The sequence below is a fragment of the Microcella alkalica genome, from assembly GCF_014595885.1.
GTDB lineage: Bacteria > Actinomycetota > Actinomycetes > Actinomycetales > Microbacteriaceae > Microcella > Microcella alkaliphila_B.
Genome location: NZ_JABUKC010000002.1, coordinates 380,371 through 404,569, shown reverse-complemented (window position 1 = coordinate 404,569; position 24,199 = coordinate 380,371). Strand labels below are relative to the sequence as shown.

General features: G+C 72.0%; 23 protein-coding genes and 4 tRNA genes. 11 read left to right on the top strand and 16 right to left on the bottom strand.

Annotated features, from left to right (window positions below; all coding sequences use genetic code 11):
- Positions 1 to 27 precede the first annotated feature (27 nt).
- The 3 genes from ID804_RS06395 to pdxS are packed head-to-tail and all read right to left on the bottom strand — an operon-like array spanning position 28 to position 2,161.
- Complete coding sequence (locus tag ID804_RS06395; protein WP_169078203.1) at positions 28 to 639, bottom strand: hypothetical protein; 612 nt, start codon at positions 637 to 639, stop codon at positions 28 to 30.
- Positions 640 to 666: 27 nt separating this feature from the next.
- Positions 667 to 1,281: a pyridoxal 5'-phosphate synthase glutaminase subunit PdxT gene (gene pdxT, locus ID804_RS06390; RefSeq protein WP_169078201.1), complete on the bottom strand. Its 615-nt coding sequence runs from the start codon at positions 1,279 to 1,281 to the stop codon at positions 667 to 669.
- On the bottom strand, positions 1,271 to 2,161 hold the full coding sequence (gene pdxS, locus ID804_RS06385) for a pyridoxal 5'-phosphate synthase lyase subunit PdxS (RefSeq protein WP_169078199.1): 891 nt from the start codon (positions 2,159 to 2,161) through the stop codon (positions 1,271 to 1,273). The genes pdxT and pdxS overlap by 11 nt, the downstream gene beginning before the upstream one ends.
- A gap of 121 nt (positions 2,162 to 2,282) precedes the next feature.
- Here pdxS and ID804_RS06380 point away from each other — a divergent pair, with 121 nt between their 5' ends.
- Positions 2,283 to 3,614 carry an aminotransferase class I/II-fold pyridoxal phosphate-dependent enzyme gene (locus ID804_RS06380; RefSeq protein ID WP_169078197.1) on the top strand — a complete coding sequence of 444 codons (1,332 nt, stop codon included), beginning with the start codon at positions 2,283 to 2,285 and terminating at the stop codon, positions 3,612 to 3,614.
- 16 nt (positions 3,615 to 3,630) lie between these two features.
- Positions 3,631 to 4,482, top strand: coding sequence for a pyridoxal kinase PdxY (pdxY, locus tag ID804_RS06375; RefSeq protein WP_169078195.1), 852 nt, complete (start codon positions 3,631 to 3,633; stop codon positions 4,480 to 4,482).
- A 25-nt stretch (positions 4,483 to 4,507) separates the two neighbouring features.
- Here pdxY and ID804_RS06370 read toward each other — a convergent pair whose 3' ends face one another.
- From ID804_RS06370 to ID804_RS06340, 7 genes are all read right to left on the bottom strand, one after another.
- Positions 4,508 to 5,089, bottom strand: coding sequence for an HIT family protein (locus ID804_RS06370; protein ID WP_169078193.1), 582 nt, complete (start codon positions 5,087 to 5,089; stop codon positions 4,508 to 4,510).
- A 12-nt stretch (positions 5,090 to 5,101) separates the two neighbouring features.
- The gene (gene thrS, locus ID804_RS06365; RefSeq protein WP_211161088.1) at positions 5,102 to 7,009 is read right to left on the bottom strand and encodes a threonine--tRNA ligase; all 1,908 of its coding nucleotides are present in this window, start codon (positions 7,007 to 7,009) and stop codon (positions 5,102 to 5,104) included.
- Positions 7,010 to 7,192: 183 nt separating this feature from the next.
- Positions 7,193 to 7,666, bottom strand: coding sequence for a VanZ family protein (locus ID804_RS06360; RefSeq protein ID WP_169078189.1), 474 nt, complete (start codon positions 7,664 to 7,666; stop codon positions 7,193 to 7,195).
- A gap of 74 nt (positions 7,667 to 7,740) precedes the next feature.
- Positions 7,741 to 8,322 (bottom strand): GNAT family N-acetyltransferase, encoded by a 582-nt coding sequence (locus ID804_RS06355; protein ID WP_317451197.1) that lies wholly within the window; start codon positions 8,320 to 8,322, stop codon positions 7,741 to 7,743.
- A gap of 99 nt (positions 8,323 to 8,421) precedes the next feature.
- Positions 8,422 to 8,496, bottom strand: a tRNA-Val gene (locus ID804_RS06350).
- Between the two features lie 57 nt (positions 8,497 to 8,553).
- Positions 8,554 to 8,624: transfer RNA gene (locus ID804_RS06345), tRNA-Cys, on the bottom strand.
- 35 nt (positions 8,625 to 8,659) lie between these two features.
- Positions 8,660 to 8,731 (bottom strand) — tRNA-Gly (locus tag ID804_RS06340).
- Positions 8,732 to 8,894: 163 nt separating this feature from the next.
- On the opposite strand from ID804_RS06340, the gene ID804_RS06335 reads away from it, so the two are divergent.
- Positions 8,895 to 8,970: transfer RNA gene (locus ID804_RS06335), tRNA-Val, on the top strand.
- Between the two features lie 39 nt (positions 8,971 to 9,009).
- Here ID804_RS06335 and ID804_RS06330 read toward each other — a convergent pair.
- The gene (locus ID804_RS06330; protein ID WP_169078185.1) at positions 9,010 to 9,453 is read right to left on the bottom strand and encodes a DUF6326 family protein; all 444 of its coding nucleotides are present in this window, start codon (positions 9,451 to 9,453) and stop codon (positions 9,010 to 9,012) included.
- A 111-nt stretch (positions 9,454 to 9,564) separates the two neighbouring features.
- Between ID804_RS06330 and ID804_RS06325 the strand changes: the two genes are divergently transcribed.
- Positions 9,565 to 10,266 (top strand): TetR/AcrR family transcriptional regulator, encoded by a 702-nt coding sequence (locus tag ID804_RS06325; protein WP_317451196.1) that lies wholly within the window; start codon positions 9,565 to 9,567, stop codon positions 10,264 to 10,266.
- Here ID804_RS06325 and ID804_RS06320 read toward each other — a convergent pair.
- From ID804_RS06320 to zapE, 4 genes are all read right to left on the bottom strand, one after another.
- On the bottom strand, positions 10,217 to 11,317 hold the full coding sequence (locus ID804_RS06320) for a hypothetical protein (protein ID WP_169078183.1): 1,101 nt from the start codon (positions 11,315 to 11,317) through the stop codon (positions 10,217 to 10,219). The genes ID804_RS06325 and ID804_RS06320 overlap by 50 nt on opposite strands.
- Positions 11,318 to 11,417: 100 nt before the next feature.
- Positions 11,418 to 12,683 carry an ammonium transporter gene (locus ID804_RS06315; RefSeq protein ID WP_169078181.1) on the bottom strand — a complete coding sequence of 422 codons (1,266 nt, stop codon included), beginning with the start codon at positions 12,681 to 12,683 and terminating at the stop codon, positions 11,418 to 11,420.
- A gap of 199 nt (positions 12,684 to 12,882) precedes the next feature.
- Positions 12,883 to 14,253, bottom strand: coding sequence for a Na+/H+ antiporter NhaA (gene nhaA / locus ID804_RS06310; RefSeq protein WP_317451195.1), 1,371 nt, complete (start codon positions 14,251 to 14,253; stop codon positions 12,883 to 12,885).
- An 82-nt stretch (positions 14,254 to 14,335) separates the two neighbouring features.
- Complete coding sequence (gene zapE / locus ID804_RS06305) at positions 14,336 to 15,376, bottom strand: cell division protein ZapE (protein WP_169078179.1); 1,041 nt, start codon at positions 15,374 to 15,376, stop codon at positions 14,336 to 14,338.
- 190 nt (positions 15,377 to 15,566) lie between these two features.
- Between zapE and ID804_RS06300 the strand changes: the two genes are divergently transcribed.
- From ID804_RS06300 to ID804_RS06290, 3 genes are read left to right on the top strand one after another with little or no spacing between them, the layout of a single operon-like run.
- Entirely contained in the window at positions 15,567 to 16,475 is a 909-nt protein-coding gene (locus tag ID804_RS06300) for a sulfurtransferase (RefSeq protein ID WP_169078177.1), read from the top strand.
- On the top strand, positions 16,472 to 16,906 hold the full coding sequence (locus ID804_RS06295) for a SufE family protein (RefSeq protein WP_169078175.1): 435 nt from the start codon (positions 16,472 to 16,474) through the stop codon (positions 16,904 to 16,906). Before ID804_RS06300 ends, ID804_RS06295 begins: the two co-directional genes overlap by 4 nt.
- Before the next feature lie 11 nt (positions 16,907 to 16,917).
- On the top strand, positions 16,918 to 17,640 hold the full coding sequence (locus tag ID804_RS06290; protein ID WP_169078173.1) for a dihydrofolate reductase family protein: 723 nt from the start codon (positions 16,918 to 16,920) through the stop codon (positions 17,638 to 17,640).
- Here the strand turns inward: ID804_RS06290 and ID804_RS06285 are convergent.
- Entirely contained in the window at positions 17,546 to 18,832 is a 1,287-nt protein-coding gene (locus ID804_RS06285) for an alpha/beta hydrolase family protein (protein ID WP_169078171.1), read from the bottom strand. The two genes, ID804_RS06290 and ID804_RS06285, sit on opposite strands and share 95 nt — an antisense overlap.
- 35 nt (positions 18,833 to 18,867) lie before the next feature.
- Between ID804_RS06285 and ID804_RS06280 the strand changes: the two genes are divergently transcribed.
- From ID804_RS06280 to ID804_RS06265, 4 genes are all read left to right on the top strand, one after another.
- Positions 18,868 to 19,461, top strand: coding sequence for a DUF3000 domain-containing protein (locus tag ID804_RS06280; protein WP_169078169.1), 594 nt, complete (start codon positions 18,868 to 18,870; stop codon positions 19,459 to 19,461).
- Positions 19,454 to 20,710 carry an HRDC domain-containing protein gene (locus ID804_RS06275; RefSeq protein WP_169078167.1) on the top strand — a complete coding sequence of 419 codons (1,257 nt, stop codon included), beginning with the start codon at positions 19,454 to 19,456 and terminating at the stop codon, positions 20,708 to 20,710. The genes ID804_RS06280 and ID804_RS06275 overlap by 8 nt, the downstream gene beginning before the upstream one ends.
- Before the next feature lie 76 nt (positions 20,711 to 20,786).
- Positions 20,787 to 21,992, top strand: coding sequence for a thiolase family protein (locus tag ID804_RS06270; protein ID WP_169078166.1), 1,206 nt, complete (start codon positions 20,787 to 20,789; stop codon positions 21,990 to 21,992).
- Complete coding sequence (locus ID804_RS06265; RefSeq protein ID WP_169078163.1) at positions 21,993 to 24,152, top strand: 3-hydroxyacyl-CoA dehydrogenase NAD-binding domain-containing protein; 2,160 nt, start codon at positions 21,993 to 21,995, stop codon at positions 24,150 to 24,152. It begins immediately after the preceding gene.
- Positions 24,153 to 24,199 lie beyond the last annotated feature (47 nt).

Genomic DNA, 24,199 nt, shown 5'->3' with positions numbered 1-24,199 from the left:
TCAGGCCTCGATGACAACTTCCTCAGTCTACGGCAGGGCGCTCGCGAGCACTCCCGCGCGGCGCAGCTCGAGCTCCGCGAGGGCCCGGACGACTCGTGCGTCGGCGGCCCTCCAGGCGGCGGCCGGGTCGGGGTGCACGCGCGCGAGCCGGCGGAGGGGCTGCTGGGCGAGGGCGCGGGCGGCGAGCGTGTCGGCGGTGAGGCCCGCGGCGAGCATCCGTCGCACGAGCGCCGACCGGCGCGCGAAGCGGATGCGCGGCAGGGCCCACACGAGCGCGAGCACGAGCAGCGGCGCCACGACGATGACCCACCCGACGGTGGTCGCGAGGCTCTCCACGAGCTCCTGCTGGCTGCGCCCGGCGTCGGCGACGGCGCCGCCGGCCCCTGCCGCCGCATCGAGCGGGGCGCGGATGCCCTCGCCGACGAGCGGCACGCCGCCGAGCTGCTCCCCCGCGGCCGCGAGGTTCTCGGCGAAGCTCGCACCCGCCTGCTCGAGGTCGCGACCGAACGCGGCGAGGGCTCGGATCGCATCAGCCACCGTCACCGCCGCCACGATGGAGAGCACGACGACCACGAGGGCCACGGCGTCGGCCGTGAGCTGCAACGCGCGTCGGCGGGGATAGCTCGAGTACCAGTGCATGAGCCCATGGTGGGCCCGCGCATCTCCTTACGCCGCGCGCGACGCGGCGAAGGCGCGAGCCTTCGCCAGGAACCGCTCGTGGAAGCGGAGCTCGCCCGACACCTCCGGGTGGAAGCTCGTGCCCAGCAGGGCGCCCTGCTCCACCGCGACGATGCGGCCGTCGGCGAGGCGCCCGATGACCTCGACGCCCTCGCCGACCGACTCGACCACGGGCGCGCGGATGAACACCGCGTGCACAGGCTCATCGCCAAGAGCCGGCATCGGGATGTCGGTCTCGAACGAGTCGAGCTGGTTGCCGAAGGCGTTGCGGCGCACGACGACGTCGAGCCCACCCAGGGTCTGCTGCCCCGCGATGGCATCGCGGAGCTCGTCGGCGAGCATGATGAGCCCGGCGCACGTGCCGTACACCGGCAGGCCCTCGGCGATGCGCTCGCGCAGCGGCTGCTGCATGCCGAAAGCGCGGGAGAGCTTGTCGATGACGCTCGACTCGCCGCCGGGGATCACGAGCCCGTCGACGGCCGCGAGCTCCTCCGGCCGGCGCACCGGGCGCGCGTCGGCGCCCAGCGCGCGCAGCGCGGTCAGGTGCTCGCGGACATCCCCCTGCAGGGCGAGAACGCCGACGACCGGAGCGCTACCAGCCACGCTCGGCGAGTCGGTGCGGCGCGGGCAGGTCGGCGACGTTGATGCCGACCATGGCCTCGCCGAGTCCGCGCGAGGTCTCCGCGACGACCGAGGGGTCGTCGTAGAAGGTCGTCGCCTTGACGATCGCGGCGGCGCGCTTGGCCGGGTTGCCCGACTTGAAGATGCCCGAGCCGACGAACACGCCGTCGGCGCCGAGCTGCATCATGAGCGCCGCGTCCGCGGGCGTCGCGACGCCGCCGGCGGTGAAGAGCACAACGGGCAGTTTGCCGGTCTCGGCGATCTCGGCGACGAGCTCGTAGGGCGCCTGCAGCTCCTTCGCCGCGACGTAGAGCTCGTCCTTCGTCATCGAGGTCAGGCGGTTGATCTCGGCCTTGATGGTGCGGATGTGCTTGGTGGCCTCCGAGACGTCACCCGTGCCCGCCTCGCCCTTCGAGCGGATCATCGCCGCGCCCTCGTTGATGCGGCGCAGCGCCTCACCGAGGTTGGTGGCGCCGCAGACGAACGGCACCGTGAAGGGCCACTTGTCGATGTGGTTCACGTAGTCGGCCGGGCTCAGCACCTCCGACTCGTCGATGTAGTCGACGCCGAGCGACTGCAGCACCTGCGCCTCGACGAAGTGGCCGATGCGCGCCTTGGCCATGACGGGGATCGAGACCGAGGCGATGATCTCGTCGATGAGGTCGGGGTCGCTCATGCGGGCGACGCCGCCCTGGGCGCGGATGTCGGCGGGCACGCGCTCAAGCGCCATGACGGCGACGGCCCCGGCGTCCTCCGCGATGCGCGCCTGCTCGGCGTCGATGACGTCCATGATGACGCCGCCCTTCAGCATCTCGGCGAGGCCGCGCTTCACGCGGCTCGACCCGGTCTCGGCAGTGCTCATGGGGGTTCCCTTCGACGGAGGGCGCGCGTCAGCGCACGGGCTGCGGCCGGCTGATCGCAATGGCCTAGGCCAAAAGATAGCATGGTCGAGACACTCGATTCTCAACCGTGGGGACCTCGGCATGACGACACCGATCACCGGCCGCTCGGCCGCGGAGATCGCCGCGAGCGTACGCGAGCTCATCGAGCGCGGCACCCTCCAGTCGGGGGATGCGCTGCCCTCCGTGCGATCGCTCGCCGAGGGCCTCGGCGTCAACCGCAACACCGCCGTCGCCGCCTACGGCCAGCTCGCGCAGGCCGGCCTCGTCGTGACACGCGGCAGGGGCGGCACGCGGGTCGCCGGCCGCTCCCCTGTCGCGCAGGAGGGCTTCGCCCCCGACACAGTGCTGCGCGACGTCGCCACCGGCAACCCCGACCCCGCGCTCATCCCCGACCCGTCGTCGGCCCTCGCCCGCGCCGTCGGGCACCGCGTGCTCTACGGCGAGCCGGTCATCGACCCGGGCCTCGAGCGATGGGCCGAGGCGTGGATGCGCGCCGACCTCGCGCCCGCCGAGCTGCGGCTGACGATCACGAGCGGTGCCGGCGACGCCGTCGAGCGACTGCTGGCGCAGGCGCTCGTGCGCGACGACGCCGTCGCGCTGGAGGACCCGTGCTTCCTCACGAGCATCCACACGGTGCGCGTCGGCGGCTATCGAGCGGTGCCGGTGCCGGTCGATGACGAGGGGATGACCGTGGCCGGGCTGCGCGCGGCGCTCGAGCAGGGCGTGCGCGCCGTCGTCTGCACGCCTCGCGCCCAGAACCCCACGGGAGTGAGCCTGTCGGAGCGGCGCGCCGCCGAGCTGCGCGCGGTGCTGCGCGAGCATCCCTACGTGCTCGTCATCGAGGACGACCACTTCTCGATGCTGTCGCGGGCGCCGTTCCGCTCCCTCATCGGCCCGGAGCACCGGCGCTGGGCGCTCGTGCGCTCGGTCTCGAAGTTCCTCGGCCCCGACATGTGCCTCGCCGTCACCGCCTCCGACCCCGACACCGCTGAACGGCTCGCGATGCGCCTCACGCCGGGCACCACCTGGGTGAGCCACCTGCTGCAGCGCCTCACGCTCGCGCTCGTCACCGACGCCGCCGTCCTGGAGGGCATCGCGCGCGCGGGCGACCACTACGCCGAGCGCAATCAGGCGTTCGCGGCCCGACTCACCGAGCTGGGCGTGCCCACCGAGGCCGGCGACGGGCTCAACCTCTGGGTTGGCCTGCCGGTGCCCGCTCGCGAGGTCTCCGAGCGCCTCATGCGACGGGGCTGGCTCGCGCGCACGGGCGACGAGTTCTCGCTCGGCAGCGTGCCGACCGATCGGCGGCTCCGGCTCACCGTGCACGATCTCGATGACCCCGAAGCCGAACGCCTCGCCGCCGACATCGCGGCGGCCGTGGGCGCTGCGAGCGGCCAGTCGCGCTCCGCGTGAGTGCGAAGATCGGAGGATGAAGGTCCTCTCGATCCAGTCCGCCGTCGCCTACGGCCACGTCGGCAACTCCGCGGCCGTGTTCCCCCTGCAGCGCATCGGCGTCGAGGTGATGCCGGTCTACACCGTGAACTTCTCCAACCACACCGGCTACGGCGCGTGGCGCGGCCCGCTCATCAGCCCCGACGACGTGCGCGAGGTCATCACCGGCATCGAGGAGCGCGGGGCCTTCCCGCAGATCGACGTCGTGCTCTCCGGCTACCAGGGCTCGGAGGGCATCGCCGACGTGATCCTCGACGCCGTCGCCCGCATCAAGGCGGCGAACCCCGCGGCGATCTACGCCTGCGACCCCGTCATGGGCAACGCGAAGAGCGGCTGCTTCGTCGCGCCGGCCATCCCGGTGCTGCTGCGCGAGCGCGTCGTGCCGGCCGCCGACCTCATCACCCCGAACCAGTTCGAACTCGGCTACCTCACCGGCACCGAGCCCGACACGCTCGAGTCGACCCTCACCTCGGTCGACCTCGCCCGCGCGATGGGCCCGCGCACAGTGCTGGTCACGAGCGTCGAGCGGCCCGACCGCGAGGAGGGCACGCTCGAGATGCTCGCGGTCGACGACGAGGGCGCCTGGATCGTCACGACGCCGCAGCTGCCGATGAAGGCCAACGGCTCGGGCGACGTCACGGCGGCGCTGTTCACCGCGCACTACCGCCGCACGGGCGACGCCGCCGCCGCGCTCGCCCGCACCGCCTCGAGCGTCTTCGACCTGCTCACCACCACGCTCGAGTCCGGCGAGCGCGAGCTGCAGCTCGTGCAGTCGCAGGAGGCCTACGCCCACCCGCGGATGCAGTTCGAGGTGCGACAGGTGCGCTGAGCCCGAGGCGGGGCATCCGGGCCGATCAGCGGGGCCAGGCCGCCGCGATCTCGTCGCGCACGTCGCCGAGCAGTCGAGGCATCGCCTTCGTGCCGGCGATGATCGGCATGAAGTTCGCGTCGGCGCTCCAGCGGGGCACGATGTGCTGGTGCAGGTGCTCGGCGATGCCCGCACCGGCGAGCCTGCCCTGATTCATGCCGATGTTGAAGCCGTCGCAGCGCATCGTCTCGCGCAGCACGCGCATGGCGGTCTGCGTGAGCGCCGCGATCTCGGCCGTCTCCGCCTCGGTCGCCTCGTCGTAGAGCCCGATGTGCCGCGTCGGGCAGACGAGCACGTGACCGCTGTTGTACGGGTAGAGGTTGAGCACGACGTAGGCGAGCTCGCCGCGCGCGACAATGAGCGCCTGCTCGTCGGTCAGGCGGGGCGCCCGGCAGAACGGGCACTCGTCGCTGCTCTCCTCGACGTGGTGCGACTGGATGTACGCCATGCGGTGCGGCGTCCACAGCCGCGCATAGCCGTCGGGAACGGCGGCGAACCCGGCCGCGCGCTCGACCGTCACGTCGTCGATCGACGCGGGCGCAGCATCCTCACCGTGCTCGATCGTCATCGGATGCTCGCCCTACAGCTCGGCCGACCGCGAGCGGATCGTGCTCGTGATGCGCTCGACCACCTCGTCGACGGGCACCCCGTTCACCTGCGTGCCGTCGCGGAACCGGAAGCTGACCGCGCCCTTCGCGCGATCCTCCTCGCCCGCGATGAGCAGGTAGGGCACCTTCTGCACGGTGTGCGTGCGAATCTTCTTCTGCATGCGGTCGTCGCTGCGATCGAGCTCCGCGCGTACGCCCTGCGCCCGCAGCCGGTCGATGACCTCCTGCAGGTAGGGGGCGTACTCCTCGGCGACGGGGATGCCGACGACCTGCACGGGCGAGAGCCACGCCGGGAACGCGCCCGCGTAGTGCTCGAGCAGGATGGCGAAGAAGCGCTCGATCGAGCCCAGGAGGGCGCGGTGGATCATGATCGGGCGCTGGCGCGAGCCGTCGGAGGCGGCGTACTCGAGCTCGAAGCGCTCGGGCTGGTTGAAGTCGAGCTGCACGGTCGAGAGCTGCCAGGTGCGGCCGATCGCGTCGCGCGCCTGCACCGAGATCTTCGGGCCGTAGAACGCGGCGCCACCCGGGTCGGGCACGAGCTCGAGGCCGGAGTCGACGGCGACCTGCCGCAGCGTCTCGGTGGCCTGCTCCCACAGCTCGTCGCTGCCGACCGACTTCTCGGGGTTGCGGGTCGACAGCTCGAGGTAGAAGTCGTCGAGCCCGTAGCCGCGCAGCGTCTCGAGCACGAACTGCAGCTGGCTCGCGACCTCGGCCTTCACCTGGTCCGGCGTGACGTAGATGTGGGCGTCGTCCTGCGTGAGGCCGCGCACGCGCGTGAGACCGGAGAGCGTGCCGCTCCTCTCGTAGCGGTACACCGTGCCGAACTCGGCCAGACGCAGCGGCAGCTCGCGGTACGACCGACCCCGCGCGCGGAAGATCAGGTTGTGGAACGGGCAGTTCATGGGCTTGAGGTAGTAGTTCTGCCCCTGCTTGGTGACGGTGCCGTCGGCGTCGCGCTCCTCGTCGAGGTGCATCGCCGGGAACATGCCCTCCTCGTACCACTGCAGGTGGCCGCTGGTCTCGAACAGCTGCCCCTTCGTGATGTGCGGCGAGTACACGAGCTCGTAGCCGTTCTCGAGCAGGCGCTGGCGCATGTAGTTCTCGATCTCGGCGCGGATGATGCCGCCCTTGGGGTGGAACACCGACAGCCCCGAGCCGATCTCGTCGGGGAAGCTGAACAGGTCGAGCTCGACGCCGAGCTTGCGGTGGTCGCGCTTGGCGGCCTCCTCGAGGCGCGAGGTGTAGGCGCGCAGCTCGTCCTTGCTGGGCCATGCGGTGCCGTAGATGCGCTGCAGCTGCGGGTTCTTCTCGCTGCCGCGCCAGTAGGCGGCCGCGACGCGCATGAGCTGCCAGCCGTTGCCGATCATGCGGGTGCTCGGCAGGTGCGGCCCGCGGCAGAGGTCCTTCCAGTGCACCTCGCCCGTCTTGGGGTCGACGTTGTCGTAGATCGTCAGCTCGCCGGCGCCGACCTCGACGCTCTCGCCGTCGCTGCCCTCGGCCGCCGAGCCCTTGAGCCCGATGAGCTCGAGCTTGTACGGCTCGTGCGCGAGCTCGGCGCGCGCCTCCTCCTCCGTCACGACGCGGCGGATGAACCGCTGCCCCTGCCGCACGATGCGCTCCATGGCTTTGCTGAGCGCGGCGAAGTCGTCGGTCGTGAACGGGGTCGCGACGTCGAAGTCGTAGTAGAAGCCGTCGGTGACGGGCGGGCCGATGCCGAGCTTGGCGTCGGGGTTGATCTGCTGCACCGCCTGGGCGAGCACGTGCGCGGTCGAGTGGCGCAGGATCGCGAGGCCGTCGGGGCTGCCGATCGTGACGGGCTCGACGCGCGTGCCCGGCTCGACGCGGTGGGCGAGGTCGCGCAGCTCGCCATCGACGCGCATCGCGACGACGGAGCGGTCGGTGAAGAGCCCGAAGCCGTCGGTCGTCGTCTCGGCCACGACCGCCTGGGGCTCGGCGGCCCCCTCGCTCGGCGTGGACTGCTCGACGGCGTGCTCAGACACGGGGCTCCTTCAGCGGGGTCGGTGATCGACCTCCAGCCTACTGGCGGGCGCCGCCCCGCCCCGTCAGCGGGATGCCCGCTCGAGCGTCCGTCCACCGCCGGCCCCCGAGGCGGTCGGCCCGCCCTCGCGGCTCCCGCGGCGCGCCGCTTCGAGCGCGGCGCCGAGCGCGATGCCGAGCAGCGCGCCGAGGGCGTTGGCGACGAGGTCTCGAGGGTCGGAGATGCGTGCGAGCGGGATTTGTGCGATCTCGATGGCCAGGGTGAGGGCACCCGCGCCGGCCGCGGCGAGCATCCACCGTCTCGCCCCCAGAGCGAGCACGGCGAGCGCGCCCCACGGCACGAAGAGCGCGACGTTGGCCACGAACTCGCTCACCGTGCCCTCGCGCCACGTGGTCAGCTCGAACCAGCTGCGCCAGTCGAGCACGCCGCGGTCGGCCTCCGACTCGACGAAGCGCTGCCGCACCGGGCCGATCGTCAGCAGCAGCACGAGCCCCGTGTAGGCGAGGCCGCTGACGGCGGCGAAGGCTCGAAGGCGCATCGCTCCATGCTGGCCGAGCAGGCGAAGAGGCGCCTGAGCGCGGGCTCCGAGGACGCGGAACGTGCTGGCGTCACTCAGCGCAGGGCGTCGGCGCGCAGCCGCGGTCGTCCCGGGTCGGTGCGCAGGCAGCTCATGATGATGGCGTCGGTGACCTCGTCGCCCCAGCGCAGCGCGTCGCGGCGCACGCCCTCGCGCACGAAGCCGACACGCTCGTAGGTGCGGATCGCGCGCTCGTTGAACGCGTACACCTCGAGCTCGATGCGGTGGATGCTCGGCTCGTCGACGATGTCGAACACGTAGCCCACCAGCAGTCGCGTCGCCTCACTGCCGAGCCCGCGGCCGCGTGCGGAGCCGCGCAGCGCGATGCGGAACCCGCACGAGCGGTTGTCGACGTCGAGGTCGTTGACGACCACCTCCCCTGCCCACGCGCCGGTCTCGCGATCGACCACGGCGAGGTCGAGGCGATCGGGCTGGTCGATGCGGCTCGCCGCCCAGGCGTCGATCTGCTCGCGGGTGAAGGTCGCCGTCGTGCCGGTGAGCCGCATGGCCTCGGCGTCGGCGAGGTCGGCCCACATGCACGGGGCGTCGCCCGCGACGATGGGGCGCAGCAGCACGCGCTCGCCGTGCAGGGTCGGCTTGTCGGCGAAGGAGGTCACGGCGCGAGCGTAGCGGCGCGGCGCGCCGTGGAGCATCCGGCAGGCTGATCGAGCACCGCGCCCTGAAACGGAAAAGCCCCCGATCTCTCGGGGGCTCTCTGGTGGGCGATACTGGGATCGAACCAGTGACCTCTTCCGTGTCAGGGAAGCGCGCTACCGCTGCGCCAATCGCCCGGGGTGGTGCTTCGGTAGTGACTGCCTCGCACCGCCGGTGCATCCGGTGGGAGTGCGAGGTGGCGACGGGATTCGAACCCGTGTGCACGGCTTTGCAGGCCGCTGCCTCGCCTCTCGGCCACGCCACCGTGGGTGCAGCCCCACTACCGAGGGGCCGTACTCGAGCGGATGACGAGATTCGAACTCGCGACCCTCACCTTGGCAAGGTGATGCGCTACCACTGCGCCACATCCGCATTGTCGCCCGCCGTTTCCGGCTGACATGGAAACCATAGCCGACCTTTTCGAGCGATGCCAAACCGGGCGGACCGGGCGTGTCATCCCGCGCTCGGGCCCCCGCGACGACGCCGCAGCGGCGTGCACGGGGGCCCGCGGAGTTGTGGCAAGATGGTGGCGCACGGGCGATTGGCGCAGTTGGTAGCGCGCTTCCTTCACACGGAAGAGGTCATCAGTTCGAGTCTGGTATCGCCCACCACTCCCCCCTCTCGGGCGTCTTCGGTCGCGCCGCAGTCGCCTACTTCCAGCGGCTCGCGGTGCGCAGGATGTAACCGAGGATGACCAGCTCGACGCCGATTGTGACGGCGTAGTAGACCGCGTAGTCCCATGTCGCGCCGGCCGCGTTGAACACCATGATCGGGATGTACAGCCCGGCGACGGCGAGGTTCACGGTGCGGTTCGCGCGAACCGGCAGCGTGGCCGACAGCATGATCATGAGGGTCGGGATCGCGATGATCACGAAGAAGATCGTCATGAGCATCCCGCTGATCTCGAACGCGAAGATGACGCCGTCGCGGATGCTGTCGATCTCACCCGGCTGGTACAGGTGGTAGTAGTCGATGTAGAGCACCAGGAACATGAGGCTGGTCCAGGCGGCGGCGAGCCGCAGCTGCGGCGGCACGGCGGGGGCGGATGCGGCGGTCGCGGCCCGCAGGTCGGCCAGGGTCGTTCGGGTGGTCATCTTCGTGTCCTCTCGCAGGGTTCACGGGCATCGAGCAGAGGCCCGTCGTCAAGCGTTCGTACACCGTACGACGCGCGTCGAACTCTGCCTCGTACGGTGTACGATTGTCAAGTGGCACAGCCGGACGATCTCGAGAGCACGACCCAGCCCCCCGCTCCCGCGGCAGAGACCGGCCTGAGCCGCGCGCAAGTGGTCGCGGAGGCGATCCGCCTCGCTGACGCCGATGGCGTGGAGGGGCTGAGCATGCGCAAGCTCGCCACCTCACTCGGGGCGGGCGCCATGTCGCTCTACCACTACGTCGCCAACAAGAGCGAGCTGCTCGACGCCATGGCCGACGTCGTCTTCGCCGAGATCGACGCGCCCGAGGGCGACGACTGGCGCGCCGCGATGCGGCGACGATCGATCTCGGCGCGCGCCGTGCTCGCCCGCCACCCATGGGCCGTCGGCGTGCTCGAGTCGCGGGTCTCCCCCGGGCCGGAGACCCTGCGCCACCGGGAGGCGGTCATGGCGTGCCTGCGCCGCGCGGGCTTCTCGCCCGTCATGGCGACGCACGCGAACTGGCTGCTCGACAGTTACGTCTACGGCTTCGCACTGCAGGAGGCGAGCCTGCCGTTCACGAGCGCAGACGACCTGGCCGACATGACCGAGGCGGTGTACCTGCCGCAGCTGCCGCAGGATCGCTTCCCATACCTCCACGAGTCGGCCGCGGCCCTCATGGAGGCGGGCTTCGACCCCGCCCAGCAGTTCGTCTTCGGCCTCGAGCTCATCCTCGAGGCACTCGAGCCGCTGCGGAGCGAGACCGCAACCGGCTGAACGCCACAGCGACCGCCATCGCCGCTCTCGCGAGCGACCAGCAGAGCAGTCCGCCGATCGCCGAGAGGGCCCCGATGGCGAGCACCGCGGCGAGCTCGGCACCCGCGAGCAGCAGCGTGCCGGTCGCAGCGAGCCCGAACCCGTCGGCGAGCAGCGCGGTCACGACGCCCCCAGCCGCGGTGGCGCCGAGCACCCCGACCGTCCACGACCGCCGCGGTGCCGACCCCGGTGCCTCCCGAGCGCCCGCGCCGCTCAGCACCGAGCCGATCGCACCGCCGAGCACCGCGGCCGCGACGAGCGCGGGCGGGGCGAGGAACGGCGCGCCGATGCCGACCGCCGCCCAACCGGCCCAGGCGCCCGCCACGGCGCCGGAGGGCGTCACGCGGGCCCACCCGATGCGCTCGACCAGCAGCCACAGCGTCGTCGCGAGCGCGATGCCGAGAACGCCGTTAAGCAGCAGCCGCGGCGTGGCGGCGTCGACGACGCGCTCCACGCCGACGAACCAGGCCGAGGCGGCGACGAGCACGAGGGCCGCGGCGAGCACGGCTCTCAGCCACCCCACGCCGCGCGTGTCGACGCCAGCCGCGCCGACGAGGGCGGGTGCGGGTAGCAGATGCACCACGAGCAGCGCGCCGCCCAGCGCCACGTGCGTCGCGAGCGCGCCCGCGAAGTCCACCGCCCCGAGGGTCGCCTGCACGAGCGTCGGGAACTCCCCGATGACGGCGGCGACGACCGGCTGATAGACGAGGGCCGTCCACGCGCCGGCGAGCACGACGCCTCCGAGCGGCCCGAGCCGGCGGGCGGCGAGACTCGCCAGCGTCGCGGCGACGGCGGCCGCGATCGCGGCGTCGAGGATGCGCGCTGGCGGATCCGTGAACGGGCCGGCCAGGGCATCCCCCAGCAGCGACGCCGCGGCGCCGGCCACGCCGCCCGCGACGGCGACGGCCGCCTGTCGGCGCTCGACGCGACCCAGTCCGAGCAGCACCCCGACCGGGGCGAGCAGCACCAGCAGCGCGCACGCCAGCTGCAGCGCGGGGTCACTCAAGGTCACGGGGGCCTCCTGGACGGGGTGCGCACGACGACGGGGCGCTACCCGGTCGAAGGGTAGCGCCCCGCGTGCGCCGTACGGCGCCGGTCGAGCGGTCAGGCGATCAGCGCGTCGCCTCGAGCACGTAGCCCTCCTCGCCGTGCACGATCGGGTCGATGCCGGCGAGCTCGTCCTCCTCCTTGACGCGGAAGCCCATCGTCTTCTCGATGGCGAGACCGATGATGAACGCGAGGGTGAACGAGTAGACCATGACCGCGATCGCCGCGATGGCCTGCACGATGAGCTGCGTGAACTCGCCGCTGTAGATGAGGCCGGTGCCGTTGGCGAAGAAGCCGAGGTACAGGGTGCCGACGAGGCCGCCGACGAGGTGGATGCCCACGACGTCAAGCGAGTCGTCGAAGCCGAACTTGAACTTCAGGTCGACCGCGAGGGCGCAGACGGCGCCCGAGATGAGGCCCAGCACGATGGCCCATCCCGGCGTGAGCGAGGCGCAGGCCGGCGTGATCGCGACGAGGCCCGCGACGGCGCCCGAGGCGGCGCCCACCGAGGTCGGCTTGCCGTCCTTGATCTTCTCCACGACGAGCCAGGCGAGCAGCGCGGCGGCCGGGGCGGCGATCGTGTTGATGAACGCCAGGGCGGCGACACCGTCGGCGGCGAGCTCCGAGCCGGCGTTGAAGCCGAACCAGCCGAACCACAGCAGGCCAGCACCGAGCAGCACGAACGGCGGGTTGTGGGGCACGTGGGCGCCCTTGGCGAAGCCGATGCGCTTGCCGAGCACGAGCGCGAGGGCGAGAGCCGCGGCGCCGGCGTTGATGTGCACGGCCGTGCCGCCGGCGAAGTCGATGGCGCCGACGCCGAAGGTCTCCTGCAGGCCGTAGGTGATCCAGCCCCCGTCGACGAACGAGCCGTCCTCGCCGAGGGTGAAGTTGAACACCCAGCTGGCGACCGGGAAGTAGACGACGGTGGCCCAGATGCCCGCGAACACCATCCACGCGCCGAACTTCGCACGGTCGGCGATCGCGCCCGAGATCAGAGCGACGGTGATGATCGCGAAGGTCGCCTGGAAGGCCGCGAACGCCAGCGGCGGGAATGCGGCGCCCTCGGGCACCTCGAGCAGGCTCGTGAGTCCGATCGCGCCCGTGTCGATGCCGATGAGCCCGTCGATGCCGACGTTGTTGGCGAACGTGATCGCGTAGCCGTACAGCACCCAGAGGACGCCGATGAGTCCGATCGCACCGAAGCTCAGCATCATCATGCTGATGACGCTCTTCGCCTTGACGAGGCCGCCGTAGAAGAAGGCGAGACCGGGAGTCATCAGCAGGACGAGCGCGGCGGCGATCAGGATGAAGGTGGTGTTGCCCTGATCCATGGGGAACCTCTCTTGCCGTGATGAAGGAGGCGCCCGACTCGAGGGCCGGTCGTAGGGTCTCCGGCCCCCCGGCGAGGACCGGGCGCTCTCGAAGTGTCGGTGCGCGAGGTTTCACGAACGGTGTCGCCCTGTTTCGGCGCTGTTACACGGCACGGCGGCGCGTAAACATCGCGTTACGCGCCGCCCCGAGCTCCCCCGGTCAGCGCACAGCGTTCGCCGGGTCGTCGAACGCGTCCGGCACGCCATCGCCGTCCGAGTCGCGCGCGTCCTCCGCGCGGCGCTGACGGTAGTGGCGGTTGCGAGCGAGGAGCAGCGCGCTCGCCAAGAGCGCCGCGAGCAGCGACCCGAGCAGGATGCCCACCTTGGCCACGTCGTCGAGCGGGTCGCCCTGCCCGAAGCTGAGCTCGCTGATGAGCAGCGACACGGTGAAGCCCATGCCGGAGAGCATCGCGAGCCCGAGGATGTCGACCCACTGCACGCCGCGCGGCAGGCTCACACCGGGCAGGCGGGTGACGAGCCACGCCGCTCCGGTGATGCCGATCGTCTTCCCGAGCACGAGCCCCGCGACGATCCCCAACGCGAGCGGGGAGGTGACGGCCTCGACGAGGCCCTCGAGACCGCCGACCGCGACGCCCGAGGAGAAGAACGCGAACACCGGCACCGCGAAGCCCGCCGAGATCGGCCGCAGCCCGTGCTCGAACTTCTCGGCGAGCCCCTCGTGGCCACCGAGGCCGTCCTCCTCGCCGCCGCGCGCCAGGACGGGGACCGTGAACGCGAGCAGTACCCCGGCGACGGTCGCGTGGACCCCCGAGGAGTACATGAAGAACCAGACGACGAGTCCGATCGGAGCAAGGATCGCGAACGCGGCGGTGGACCGCAGACGGAACAGCTCCTGGTAGCGCTGGGCGATCAGGCCGAAGACGATGAGTCCGATCGCCGCCGCCAGAAGGAAGAGCGGCTGGAGATCGTTCGTGTAGAAGAAGGCGATCACCGTGATGCCGATGAGGTCGTCGACGACGGCGAGGGTCAGCAGGAACGTGCGCATCGCGATCGGCAGCGAGGTGCCGACGACGGCGAGCACCGCGAGGGCGAAGGCGATGTCGGTCGCGAGCGGGATCGCCCAGCCGCGCAGCACCTCCGGCCCCTGCGTGAGGTTGACAAGGGTGAAGATCACAGCGGGCAGCGCGGCGCCGCCGAAGGCGGCCGCGACCGGCACGAGCGCGCGCCGCGGGTCGCGCAGCTCACCGGCGACGAACTCGCGCTTGAGCTCGAGCCCGGCGAGGAAGAAGAAGATCGCGAGCAGTCCGTCGGCGGCGAGGTGCCCCACCGAGATCCGGAACTCGGCATCGCCGAAGCCCACGCTGACGTACGTGTCGCGCAGTGCGAAGTAGCCGTCGGCGACCGCCGAGTTCGCGAGCGTGACCGCGATGACCGTGGCGATGAGCAGGAGGACGCCGCCCACCGTCTCCTTGCGGAGGATCTGCTCGATCCACAGGCTCTCGCGGTAGCGCTGGGCGCCGGACTGCACGGGCGTCATGGTGTCTCCGTCGGGGTCGTCGGTGCGGCTCACCGCGCTCGCCTCGCGAGGGCGGGCCGACCAGACTTCCCGGCGCTCCGGAGACGATCCTATCGAGCGGGGCGCGCACCGAGACTCAGGATGCGGTGGTCAGCGCGATCATGCGCGACGCGGCGCGCAGGTACTTCTTGCGGTACCCGCCCGCGAGCATGTCGTCGGTGAAGACCTGATCGAGCGGGATGCCCGTGGCGAGGATCCGCACCTGCGCGTCGTAGAGGCGGTCGACGAGCGCGACCAGGCGCAGCGCATCCGTCTGATTGCGCAGCGGCGCGACGTCGGTGAACGCGACGGCGTCGAGGCCGTCGATGAGACCGATGTACCGGCTCGGATGCACGGTGGCCAGGTGCGCGAGCACCGCGGCGAACGGGTCGACCGTGACCGTGCCGCGCTCGGCGGCCACGCGCTCGGCCAGCTCGTCGCCCGACAGTACGACCGCGTGGCCCTCGATGTCGCGTTTGCGGTAATCGTCGCCGTCGATGCGGTGGATGTCGAAGCGGTCGGCGAGGGCGTTGATCTCGCGCAGGAAGTCCTGGGCGGCGAAGCGGCCCTCGCCGAGGGCGTGCGGCGGCGTGTTCGAGGTCGCCGCGATGCGCGAGCCGCTCTGCACGAGCTCGCCCAGCAGGCGCGACATGACCATCGTGTCGCCCGGGTCGTCGAGCTCGAACTCGTCGATCGCGATGAGGCTCGCGCCGCGGAAGTGCTGCACCGCCTGCTGGTAGCCGAGCGCGCCCACGAGCGCCGTGTACTCGATGAAGGTGCCGAAGTACTTGCGGCCGCCGACCCGGTGCCACAGCGCCGCGAGCAGGTGGGTCTTGCCGACGCCGAATCCGCCGTCGAGGTAGATGCCGGGCTTCTCCACGACGGTCGGCGCCTTCCGCGCGAACAGGCCGCGCAACCCCGTGGGCGCGTCGTCCGGAGCGCCGTCGGCGAAGCGCCGGATCGCCTCGACCGCCTCCGCCTGCGAGGGGTGCGCGGGGTCGGGCACGTAGTTCTCCAGGCTCGCGGCCGAGAACTGCGGCGGAGGCGTCAGGTGCCCCAGCAGCTCGCTCGCCGACAGCAGCGGCTGGCGGTCGGTCAGCCGCAGAACGGTCGACGCGGGATTCGACGCAGGATTCACGGGAAGGTCGCCCCTCGGTCGCGGAGGTCGCACTCGCCGCCCGGGTCGGTGGCGAGCCCCAGGAGCCGCGCACCCGGAGTGCGTAGAGTCAGGCGCGCGCGGCCTGTCAAGAATACCGGCGGCCGCTCGTGCGTTACGCCTGGAGCGCTCGTCGCACTCCCTGATCCGCCCGCCGTGAGAGGTCGCCCCGATGCCCGTCGCCCCCGATCCGTTCGAGAAGTTCCAGTCGTACGCCCACCCCGAGCGGCTCGTGTCGACCGCCTGGCTCGAGGAGCACCTCGACGACCCGGGGCTCGTCGTCGTCGAGTCCGACGAGGACGTGCTGCTCTACGAGACGGGGCACATCCCCGGCGCGGTCAAGATCGATTGGCACACCGACCTCAACGACCCCATCGTGCGCGACTACATCGACGGCGCCGCGTTCGCCGAGCTCATGGGCCGCAACGGCATCGCCCGCGACACCACGATCATCCTCTACGGCGACCGCTCGAACTGGTGGGCGGCCTACGCGCTGTGGGTCTTCACGCTCTTCGGCCACGACGACGTGCGCCTGCTCGATGGCGGCCGTGACCGCTGGGTCGCGGAGGGCCGAGCGATGACGACCGAGCGGCCTGCGCGCGAGCGCGTCGACTACCCGGTCGTCGAGCGCGACGATGCGAGCATCCGGGCCTTCAAGGAGGACGTGCTGGCGCACCTCGGCAAGCCGCTCATCGACGTGCGCTCACCGGAGGAGTACAGCGGTGAGCGCACCCACATGCCGGCCTATCCCGAGGAGGGCGCCCTGCGCGGCGGGCACATCCCGACCGCGCGCAGCGTGCCGTGGGCTCGCGCCGCCAACGAGGACGGCACATTCCGCACCGCCGACGAGCTCGCAGCGATCTACCGCGACGAGGCCGGCATCGGCGACGCCGACGAGGTCGTCGCCTACTGCCGCATCGGCGAGCGGTCGAGTCACACCTGGTTCGTGCTGCGCCACCTCCTGGGCGTGCCGAACGTGCGCAACTACGACGGCTCGTGGACGGAGTGGGGCAGTGCCGTGCGCGTGCCGATCGTCACGGGCGCCGAGCCCGGCACCGCTCCCGGAACGGGAGCCCGATGACCGAGCCGAGGCTGCCCGCCGCACTGGCCGAGATCCGCGACGAGTTCCTCGAGCTCGGCGAGTCGGACAGGCTGCAACTGCTGCTGGAGTTCTCGAACGAGCTGCCCGAGCTGCCCGAGCGCTTCCGCGACCACCCCGAGCTGCTCGAGCGCGTCGAGGAGTGCCAGTCGCCCGTGTTCATCGTCGTCGAGGTCGAGAGCGGCGTCGTGCGGGTGCACGCCACCGCCCCGCCCGAGGCGCCCACGACGCGCGGCTTCGCCTCGATCCTCGCCCAGGGGCTCAGCGGCCTCGGCGTCGACGAGGTGCTCGCGACGCCCGGCGATGTGGCGTTCGAGCTCGGCCTCACCCGCGTCGTGAGCCCGCTGCGACTGAGCGGCATGACCGGCATGCTGGGGCGCATCAAGCGACAGGTGCGCGAGGCCGCGGCGTGATCCTGCGGCGCGTGACGCCCGGGCCCGCCGTCGAGCTCGACACCGAGCACGAGGGCGCCCGCGCGAGACTGCTCGACTGGTACGCGCCGGGCGAGGGCGAGAGCATCCGCCTCAATCTGGTGACGACGCTGGATGGCCGCGTCACCGGCGACGACGGCACCTCGGAGTCGCTGACGGCCGGCGCCGACCGCATGATCCTCGGCGTGATCCGCGAGCACGCGGACGTCCTGCTCGTCGGTGCCGAGAGCGTTCGCGCCGAGGGGTACCGGCTGCCGAAGCGGGCGCAGCTCGCCGTGGTCTCGGGCTCCGGCGACCTGACCGGCCACGGCCTCGAGCCGCGCGAAGGCGCCGCCCCCGTGCTCGTGCTCGCGCCGCCGGCGGCAGCGGATGCCGTGTCGCGCTCCCTCGGCGCCGTGCCGCATGAGCACGTGGCGGTCTCCGATCGCGGTGGATCCCTCGCCGCCCCCGACCTGCTCGCGGCGCTCCGCGCGCGCGACGTGGCCCGTGTGGTGTGCGAGGGCGGGCCCTCGCTGGCCGCGCTGCTGCTGGCCGCGGGGCTCGTGGACGAGCTCTGTCTCACCACGGTGCCGCGGCTGGGCGGCTCGGGGCTGCGACTGCTGCCGGATGCCGGCCCCGCGCTCAGTCGATGGGCGCCGCGGCAGCTGCTGACCGACGACGAGGGCGTGCTGTACGCGCGGTGGGCTCGTCGAGCTGACGCAGCCACCGGGAGATGACGCCCTCCCACCGCTCGGGGTCGAGATTCCACAGTCGGGTGTGCCCGGCGAGGGCGAAGCGCTCGAGCGTGACGAGGTCGGGTCGGGCAGCGGCGAGAGCCAGCGAGGCGTCGATCGGCACGTAGCCGTCGTCATCGCTGTGCAGGATGAGCGCCGGCACCCGCAGCTCGTCGGCGCGCGCGACGAGGTCGAGGCTCGCCAGGTCGATGGCGTCCTCGCGGCCGAGCAAGGGGGCCGCAGCGGGCGCCCCGAGGAGGGCGAGCGCGGCCTCCCCGACGGGGCGCGGCACGTGCGCGAGGCCGGCGTGGAACCGCAGCACGGTCACCCAGTCGATGACGGGCGACTCGAGCACGACGCCCACCACGCGGGAGGCGAGCGGCGATCGCACGAGGAACTGGAGCGTGATCGCCCCGCCCATCGACCACCCCATTACGACGATGCGGCGCGCGCCCTCCTCGTGCGCTCGCGCGACGGCGGCCTCGAGGTCGCGCCACTCGGCGGCGCCGAGCGCGTACCGGCCGTCCGCGCTCGGCGGGGCATCCCCGTCGTTGCGATAGCTCATGAGCAGGCTCGCCCACCCGAGCTCGCGGGCGAGCGGCACGGCGCGCAGCCCCTCGGCGCGCGTGGCGCCGCGGCCGTGCACATGGATGATCCAGTCCTCCCCGTGGCCGCTCCCGTCGTTCGCGCCGGGCACGAACCAGGCGGGCGCGTCGCCGACGGGGGTGCGGATGCTGAGCTCGCGCTCGACCGCGCCCACGTCGAGCGGCCCCGCGTAGAACGCGCCGCCGATGCGCGCGGTGCCCGCTCGCCTCAGGTCGCCGTGCTGCACCGACTCCACGACGCGCGTCACCGAGCCCTCGTCCTCCCGCAGGATGCGCCCGAGGCGGGCATGCCCGCGGTCGCCGTCGAACCACAGCCCGTAGCGGCCGGGCAGCACGGTGTCGGCCGTGCGCGACAGCGTGACCGCGCCGCGCTCGACGCCGTGCACCACGATGTCCTCGGGCCGTTCGCGCACGGGCGTGACGACGCGACGCGCCATGGTGACCGCCGTCGCGATCGAGGCGGCGACCGCGACGATCACGGCCGTGCCGACGAGGGCAGCGGCGAGCATCGCGGTGCCGCGCAACGGGGCGAGGGCGCGCCTCCCCCGCCGCGACGAGGCGGATGCTCCCCCCAGGTCGGCGAGTCTCACTCGTGCACCGTAGCAACTGCTCGTAGGGTGCACTCGTGCCCGCCTCGCCCGCTCCGACGCCGCAGCAGGTCTTCGACGCCCTCATCGCCACGGTCGACGCCGCGGTGCTGCGACCCGAGCTGGAGGTGCGCGCCATCCCGGCGCCGAGCGGGCTCGCCCCCTTCGCGCACGCGCTCGCCGCTGATGTGAACCCCGCGCGCCACGCCGACGACTCCGACCTCGGCACCGGGCGCCTCATCGTGCTCTTCGACCCCACGGCACCGGAGGGCTGGAACGGCTCGGTGCGCATCGTCTGCTTCGCGCAGGCTCCCCTCGAGGTCGACATCGGGCTGGATCCCTTCGTCGCCGACGTCACGTGGGCGTGGCTCGTCGACGCCCTCGAGACCCGCGGTGCGCGGTACACGGCGGCGAGCGGCACCGCGACGAAGGTGCTGTCGACCGGCTACGGCGAGCTCGCGGCGCAGGGCAGCGGCGCGCAGCTGGAGCTCCGCGCCTCCTGGACACCTCTCGACGACGACCTCTCGGCGCACATCGAGGGTTGGTCGGAGCTGCTGTGCATGATCGCCGGCTACCCGCCGACGCCCGAGGGCGTCGCCGTGCTGCCGACCCGCCGGAGCCCGCGTGGCTGACGTGACAGCGCACGCCGGTGAGGAGGCCGAGCCCCTGCCCACCGCGGTGCCGGCCACGACGCCGACGGTCATCGACGATCGCGAGCAGTACGCGCGCGCCGTCGCCGCGCTCGCCGCGGGCGAGGGCCCCGTCGCGGTCGACGCCGAGCGCGCGAGCGGGTTCCGCTACTCCCAGCGCGCCTACCTGATCCAGGTCTTCCGGCGCGGGGCCGGCACCTTCTTGTTCGATCCGCCCGCCCTCGGCGACTTCAGCGAGCTGCAGGCCGCCATCGGCGGCGAGGAGTGGGTGCTGCACGCCGCGAGCCAGGATCTGGCCTGCCTGCGCGAGGTCGGACTCGACCCCGTCACGATCTTCGACACCGAGCTCGGCGCCCGACTGGCAGGGCTCCCCCGCGTCGGCCTCGGCGCGGTCGTCGAGGCCACCCTCGGCCTCCACCTGGCGAAGGAGCACTCGGCCGCCGACTGGTCGACACGCCCGCTGCCCGCGGCCTGGCTCACCTACGCGGCACTCGACGTCGAGCTGCTCGTCGACGTGCGCGACGCGATCGCCGCCCTGCTGAAGCAGTCCGGCAAGCTCGAGCTGGCCCGACAGGAGTTCGCCGCGGTGCTCGCGCGCGAGACCCCCGAACCGCGCCTCGACCCCTGGCGCCGACTCTCCGGGCTGCACGCCGTGCGCGGCCAGCGTGCGCTCGCGGTCGCCCGTGAGCTCTGGCTCGCGCGCGACGCCTACGCCCGCGAGGTCGACAGCGCGCCCGGGCGACTGCTGCCCGACTCGTCGATCGTCGTCGCGGCGCGCGCCATGCCCGCGAGCAAGCGCGAGCTGGCGGGCCTGCAGGGCTTCCACGGTCGGGCGAGCCGCTCGCAGATCGACCGCTGGTGGGCGGCGATCGAGGCGGGGCGCACGACGGAGGAGCTGCCGGTGCTGCGATCGTCGGAGGAGAGCATCCCCCCGCCGCGTTCGTGGGGCGACCGCAACCCGGAGGCCGACCGCCGCCTGCGCGCCGCGAAGCCGGCCGTGCAGTCGGTGGCCGACGAGCTCGGCATCCCCTTAGAGAACGTGCTCACGCCCGACCATCTGCGCCGACTGGCGTGGCACCCACCGGCCGAGAGCACCCCCGAGGCAATCGCGGATGCTCTCCGCGCGCTCGGGGCCCGCCCCTGGCAGATTGACGCAACAGCACAGACGATCGCCCTCGCCTTTGTCGAGGCGAGCCAAGCCCCCGCCGAAGGCGACGAGAGCGCTTCGTAGGAAGGCGCAGTGCATCCGGGCCGCGTGGCGGGCCGCTCCTAGGTTGGAAGGGTTGACCACCGACAAGGGAGGCACTGTGGCCGATCGAGCCGATGTCGTCTTCGTCGACGGAGTACGCACTCCGTTCGGGCGAGCAGGCGAAAAAGGGATGTACTGGGGCACTCGGGCCGACGATCTCATCGTCAAGGCGATGATCGGGCTCCTCGAGCGCAACCCGAACCTGCCGAAGGAGCGCGTCGATGACGTCGCGATCGCGGCGACGACGCAGGAGGGCGACCAGGGGCTCACCCTCGGCCGCACCGCGGCGATCCTCGCCGGACTTCCGATGTCGGTGCCCGGCTACGCGATCGACCGGATGTGCGCCGGTGCGATGACGGCCGTCGCGACGACCGCGGGCGGCATCGCCTTCGGCGCCTACGACGTCGCGATCGCCGGCGGCGTCGAGCACATGGGCCGTCACCCGATGGGCGGCAACGCCGACCCGAACCCGCGCTTCCTCGCCGAGAAGCTCGTCAGCGGCGACGCCCTCAACATGGGCATGACCGCCGAGCGTCTGCACGACCGCTTCCCCGCGCTCACCAAGGAGCGCGCCGACCGCTTCGGCATGCGCAGCCAGCAGAAGGTCGCCGCGGCCTACGCCGCCGGGCACATCCAGCCCGACCTCGTGCCGGTGGCGCTGCGCAGCGAGCAGGGATACGGCCTCGCCACCATGGACGAGGGCATGCGCCCCGAGACCACGATGGAGGGTCTCGCGGGCCTCAAGACCCCGTTCCGGCCGCACGGTCGGGTCACGGCGGGCAACGCCTCGCCGCTCACCGACGGCGCCACCGTGAGCCTGCTCGCGAGCGCCGACGCCGCGAAGGAGCTCGGCCTGGGCGTGAAGATGCGCCTGGTGAGCTTCGCGTTCGCCGGGGTCGAGCCCGAGGTCATGGGCATCGGGCCCATCCCCTCGACCGAGAAGGCGCTGAAGAAGGCCGGTCTGTCGATCGACGACATCGGGCTGTTCGAGCTCAACGAGGCCTTCGCGGTGCAGGTGCTGAGCCTGCTCGACCACTTCGGCATCGACGACGACGACCCCCGCGTGAACCCGTGGGGCGGCGCGATCGCCATCGGCCATCCGCTCGCCAGCTCCGGCGTGCGCCTCATGATCCAGCTTGCTCGGCAGTTCGAGCAGCACCCCGAGGTGCAGTACGGCCTCACGGCGATGTGCGTGGGCCTCGGCCAGGGCGGGTCGATGATCTGGGAGAACCCGCACTACCGCGGCGGACGGAAGGGCAAGTAGATGACGAGCGCCATCGCGCAGTACTCGGTCGAGCAGTTCGAGCCGCTGCTCGCCCTCAGTGAGGACGAGGTCGTCACGCACTCCTACGTGCGCGACGTCGCCCTCCCGAGTGGCGGCACCCTCGCCCTCGTGACGATCGACAACGGCCGCGACCACACCCGCCCGAGCACGCTCGGCCCGAAGGGACTGCTGGAGTTCGCCGCGGTCATGGACGAGCAGGCCGCTCGCGCGCAGCGCGGCGAGATCGCGGCCGTGGCCGTGACAGGCAAGCCGTTCATCCTCGCCGCGGGAGCCGACTTGTCGAAGGTCGAGAGCATCCCCGACCGCGCGAGCGGCAAGCTCATGGCGCAGCTCGGGCACTACGCGCTCGGCAAGCTCGGTGAGCTGGGCGTGCCGTCCTTCGTCTTCATCAACGGCCTCGCCCTCGGTGGCGGCGTCGAGGTGGCCCTCAACGCCGACTACCGCACGATCGACCGCAATGCTGCCGCCATCGCGCTGCCCGAGGTCTTCCTCGGCATCATCCCCGGCTGGGGCGGCGCATGGCTGCTGCCGAACCTCATCGGCATCGAGAACGCCCTCAAGGTCGTCGTCGAGAACCCGCTCAAGAACAACCGCACGCTCACGGCGACGCAGGCGTTCGAGCTCGGCATGGCCGACGCGATCTTCGACTCGGCGACCTTCCTCGAGAGCTCGATCCGCTGGGCCGACGACGTCATCGCGGGGCGCACCAAGGTCAAGCGGCCGAACCAGCCCGGCAAGATCGAGCGGGCCGTGAAGTGGGATGCGGCGATCGGCATCGCGCGGAGCATGCTCGAGAAGCGCATCGGCACGATCGCGCGCTCGCCCTACGTCGCGCTCGACCTGCTCAAGGCCGCCAAGAGCAGCGACAAGGCGACGGGCTTCGCCGCCGAGGACGAGGCGCTCGCCGACCTCATCTCGGGCGACCAGTTCCGGGCCTCGATCTACGCCTTCAATCTCGTGCAGAAACGGGCGAAGAAGCCGGCCGGCGCGCCCGACAAGAGCCTCGCGAAGCCCGTCACCCGCATCGGCGTGCTCGGTGCGGGGCTCATGGCGAGCCAGTTCGCGCTGCTGTTCGTGCGCCGCCTGCAGGTTCCGGTGATCATCACCGACCTCGATCAGGAGCGCGTGGACAAGGGCATCGCGTACATCCACGGCGAGATCTCCGCGCTCGAGCAGAAGGGTCGCCTGCACGCCGACGACGCCAACCGGCTGCGCGCCCTCGTCACGGGCACGACCGACAAGGCCGACTTCGCCGGCTGCGACTGGGTCATCGAGGCGGTCTTCGAGGAGCTGTCGATCAAGCAGCAGGTGTTCGCCGAGATCGAGCAGCACGTCTCGCCCGAGGCCGTGCTCGCGACGAACACCTCGTCGCTGTCGGTCGAGCAGATCGGCGCGAAGCTGCAGCACCCCGAGCGCGTGGTCGGCTTCCACTTCTTCAACCCGGTCGCCGTGATGCCGCTCATCGAGGTGGTGCGCACGCCGACGACCGACGAGGCGACCCTCGCGACGGCGATGGTGACGGCGGCGGGGCTCAAGAAGAACGCCGTGATCACGGCTGACTCCCCCGGGTTCGTGGTCAACCGCATCCTGGCGAAGCTGCTCGGCGAGGCGATGCACGCCGTCGAGACGGGGACGCCGTTCGAGGACGTCGTCGAGGCGCAGCGCCACTTCGGTCTGCCGATGGACCCGTTCGTGCTGCTCGACCTCGTGGGCCTCAAGGTGGGGGCCCACGTGCTCGACACGCACCACGCGGCGTTCCCGGAGCGGTTCTTCCCCTCCCCCGCGCTGCACGAGCTCGCCGAGGCCGGCGTGCTGCTGGAGAAGGACGCCAAGGGCAACCCGAAGGGCATCGACAAGAAGGCGGTCGCGATCGTCGCGAAGCACCGCCCTGCGGGCTCGCAGCCGAGCACGGTCGCCGAGCTGACCCGGCGCCTGGAGGACGGCCTCGCCGACGAGATCCACCGCATGCTGCAGGAGGGCGTCGTCAGCTCCCCGGAGGACATCGACCTGTGCATGATTCTCGGTGCCGGCTGGCCGTTCCAGATGGGCGGCGTGACGCCGTTCCTCGATCGGGTGGGGGCGTCGGAGCGCGTCTTCGGCGACACCTTCCACCATCCGCCCATCCGCGGCTCGCACTAGCGCGCTCGAGGACGGCCCCGGCATCCGCGTGGATGTCCGGGGCCGTC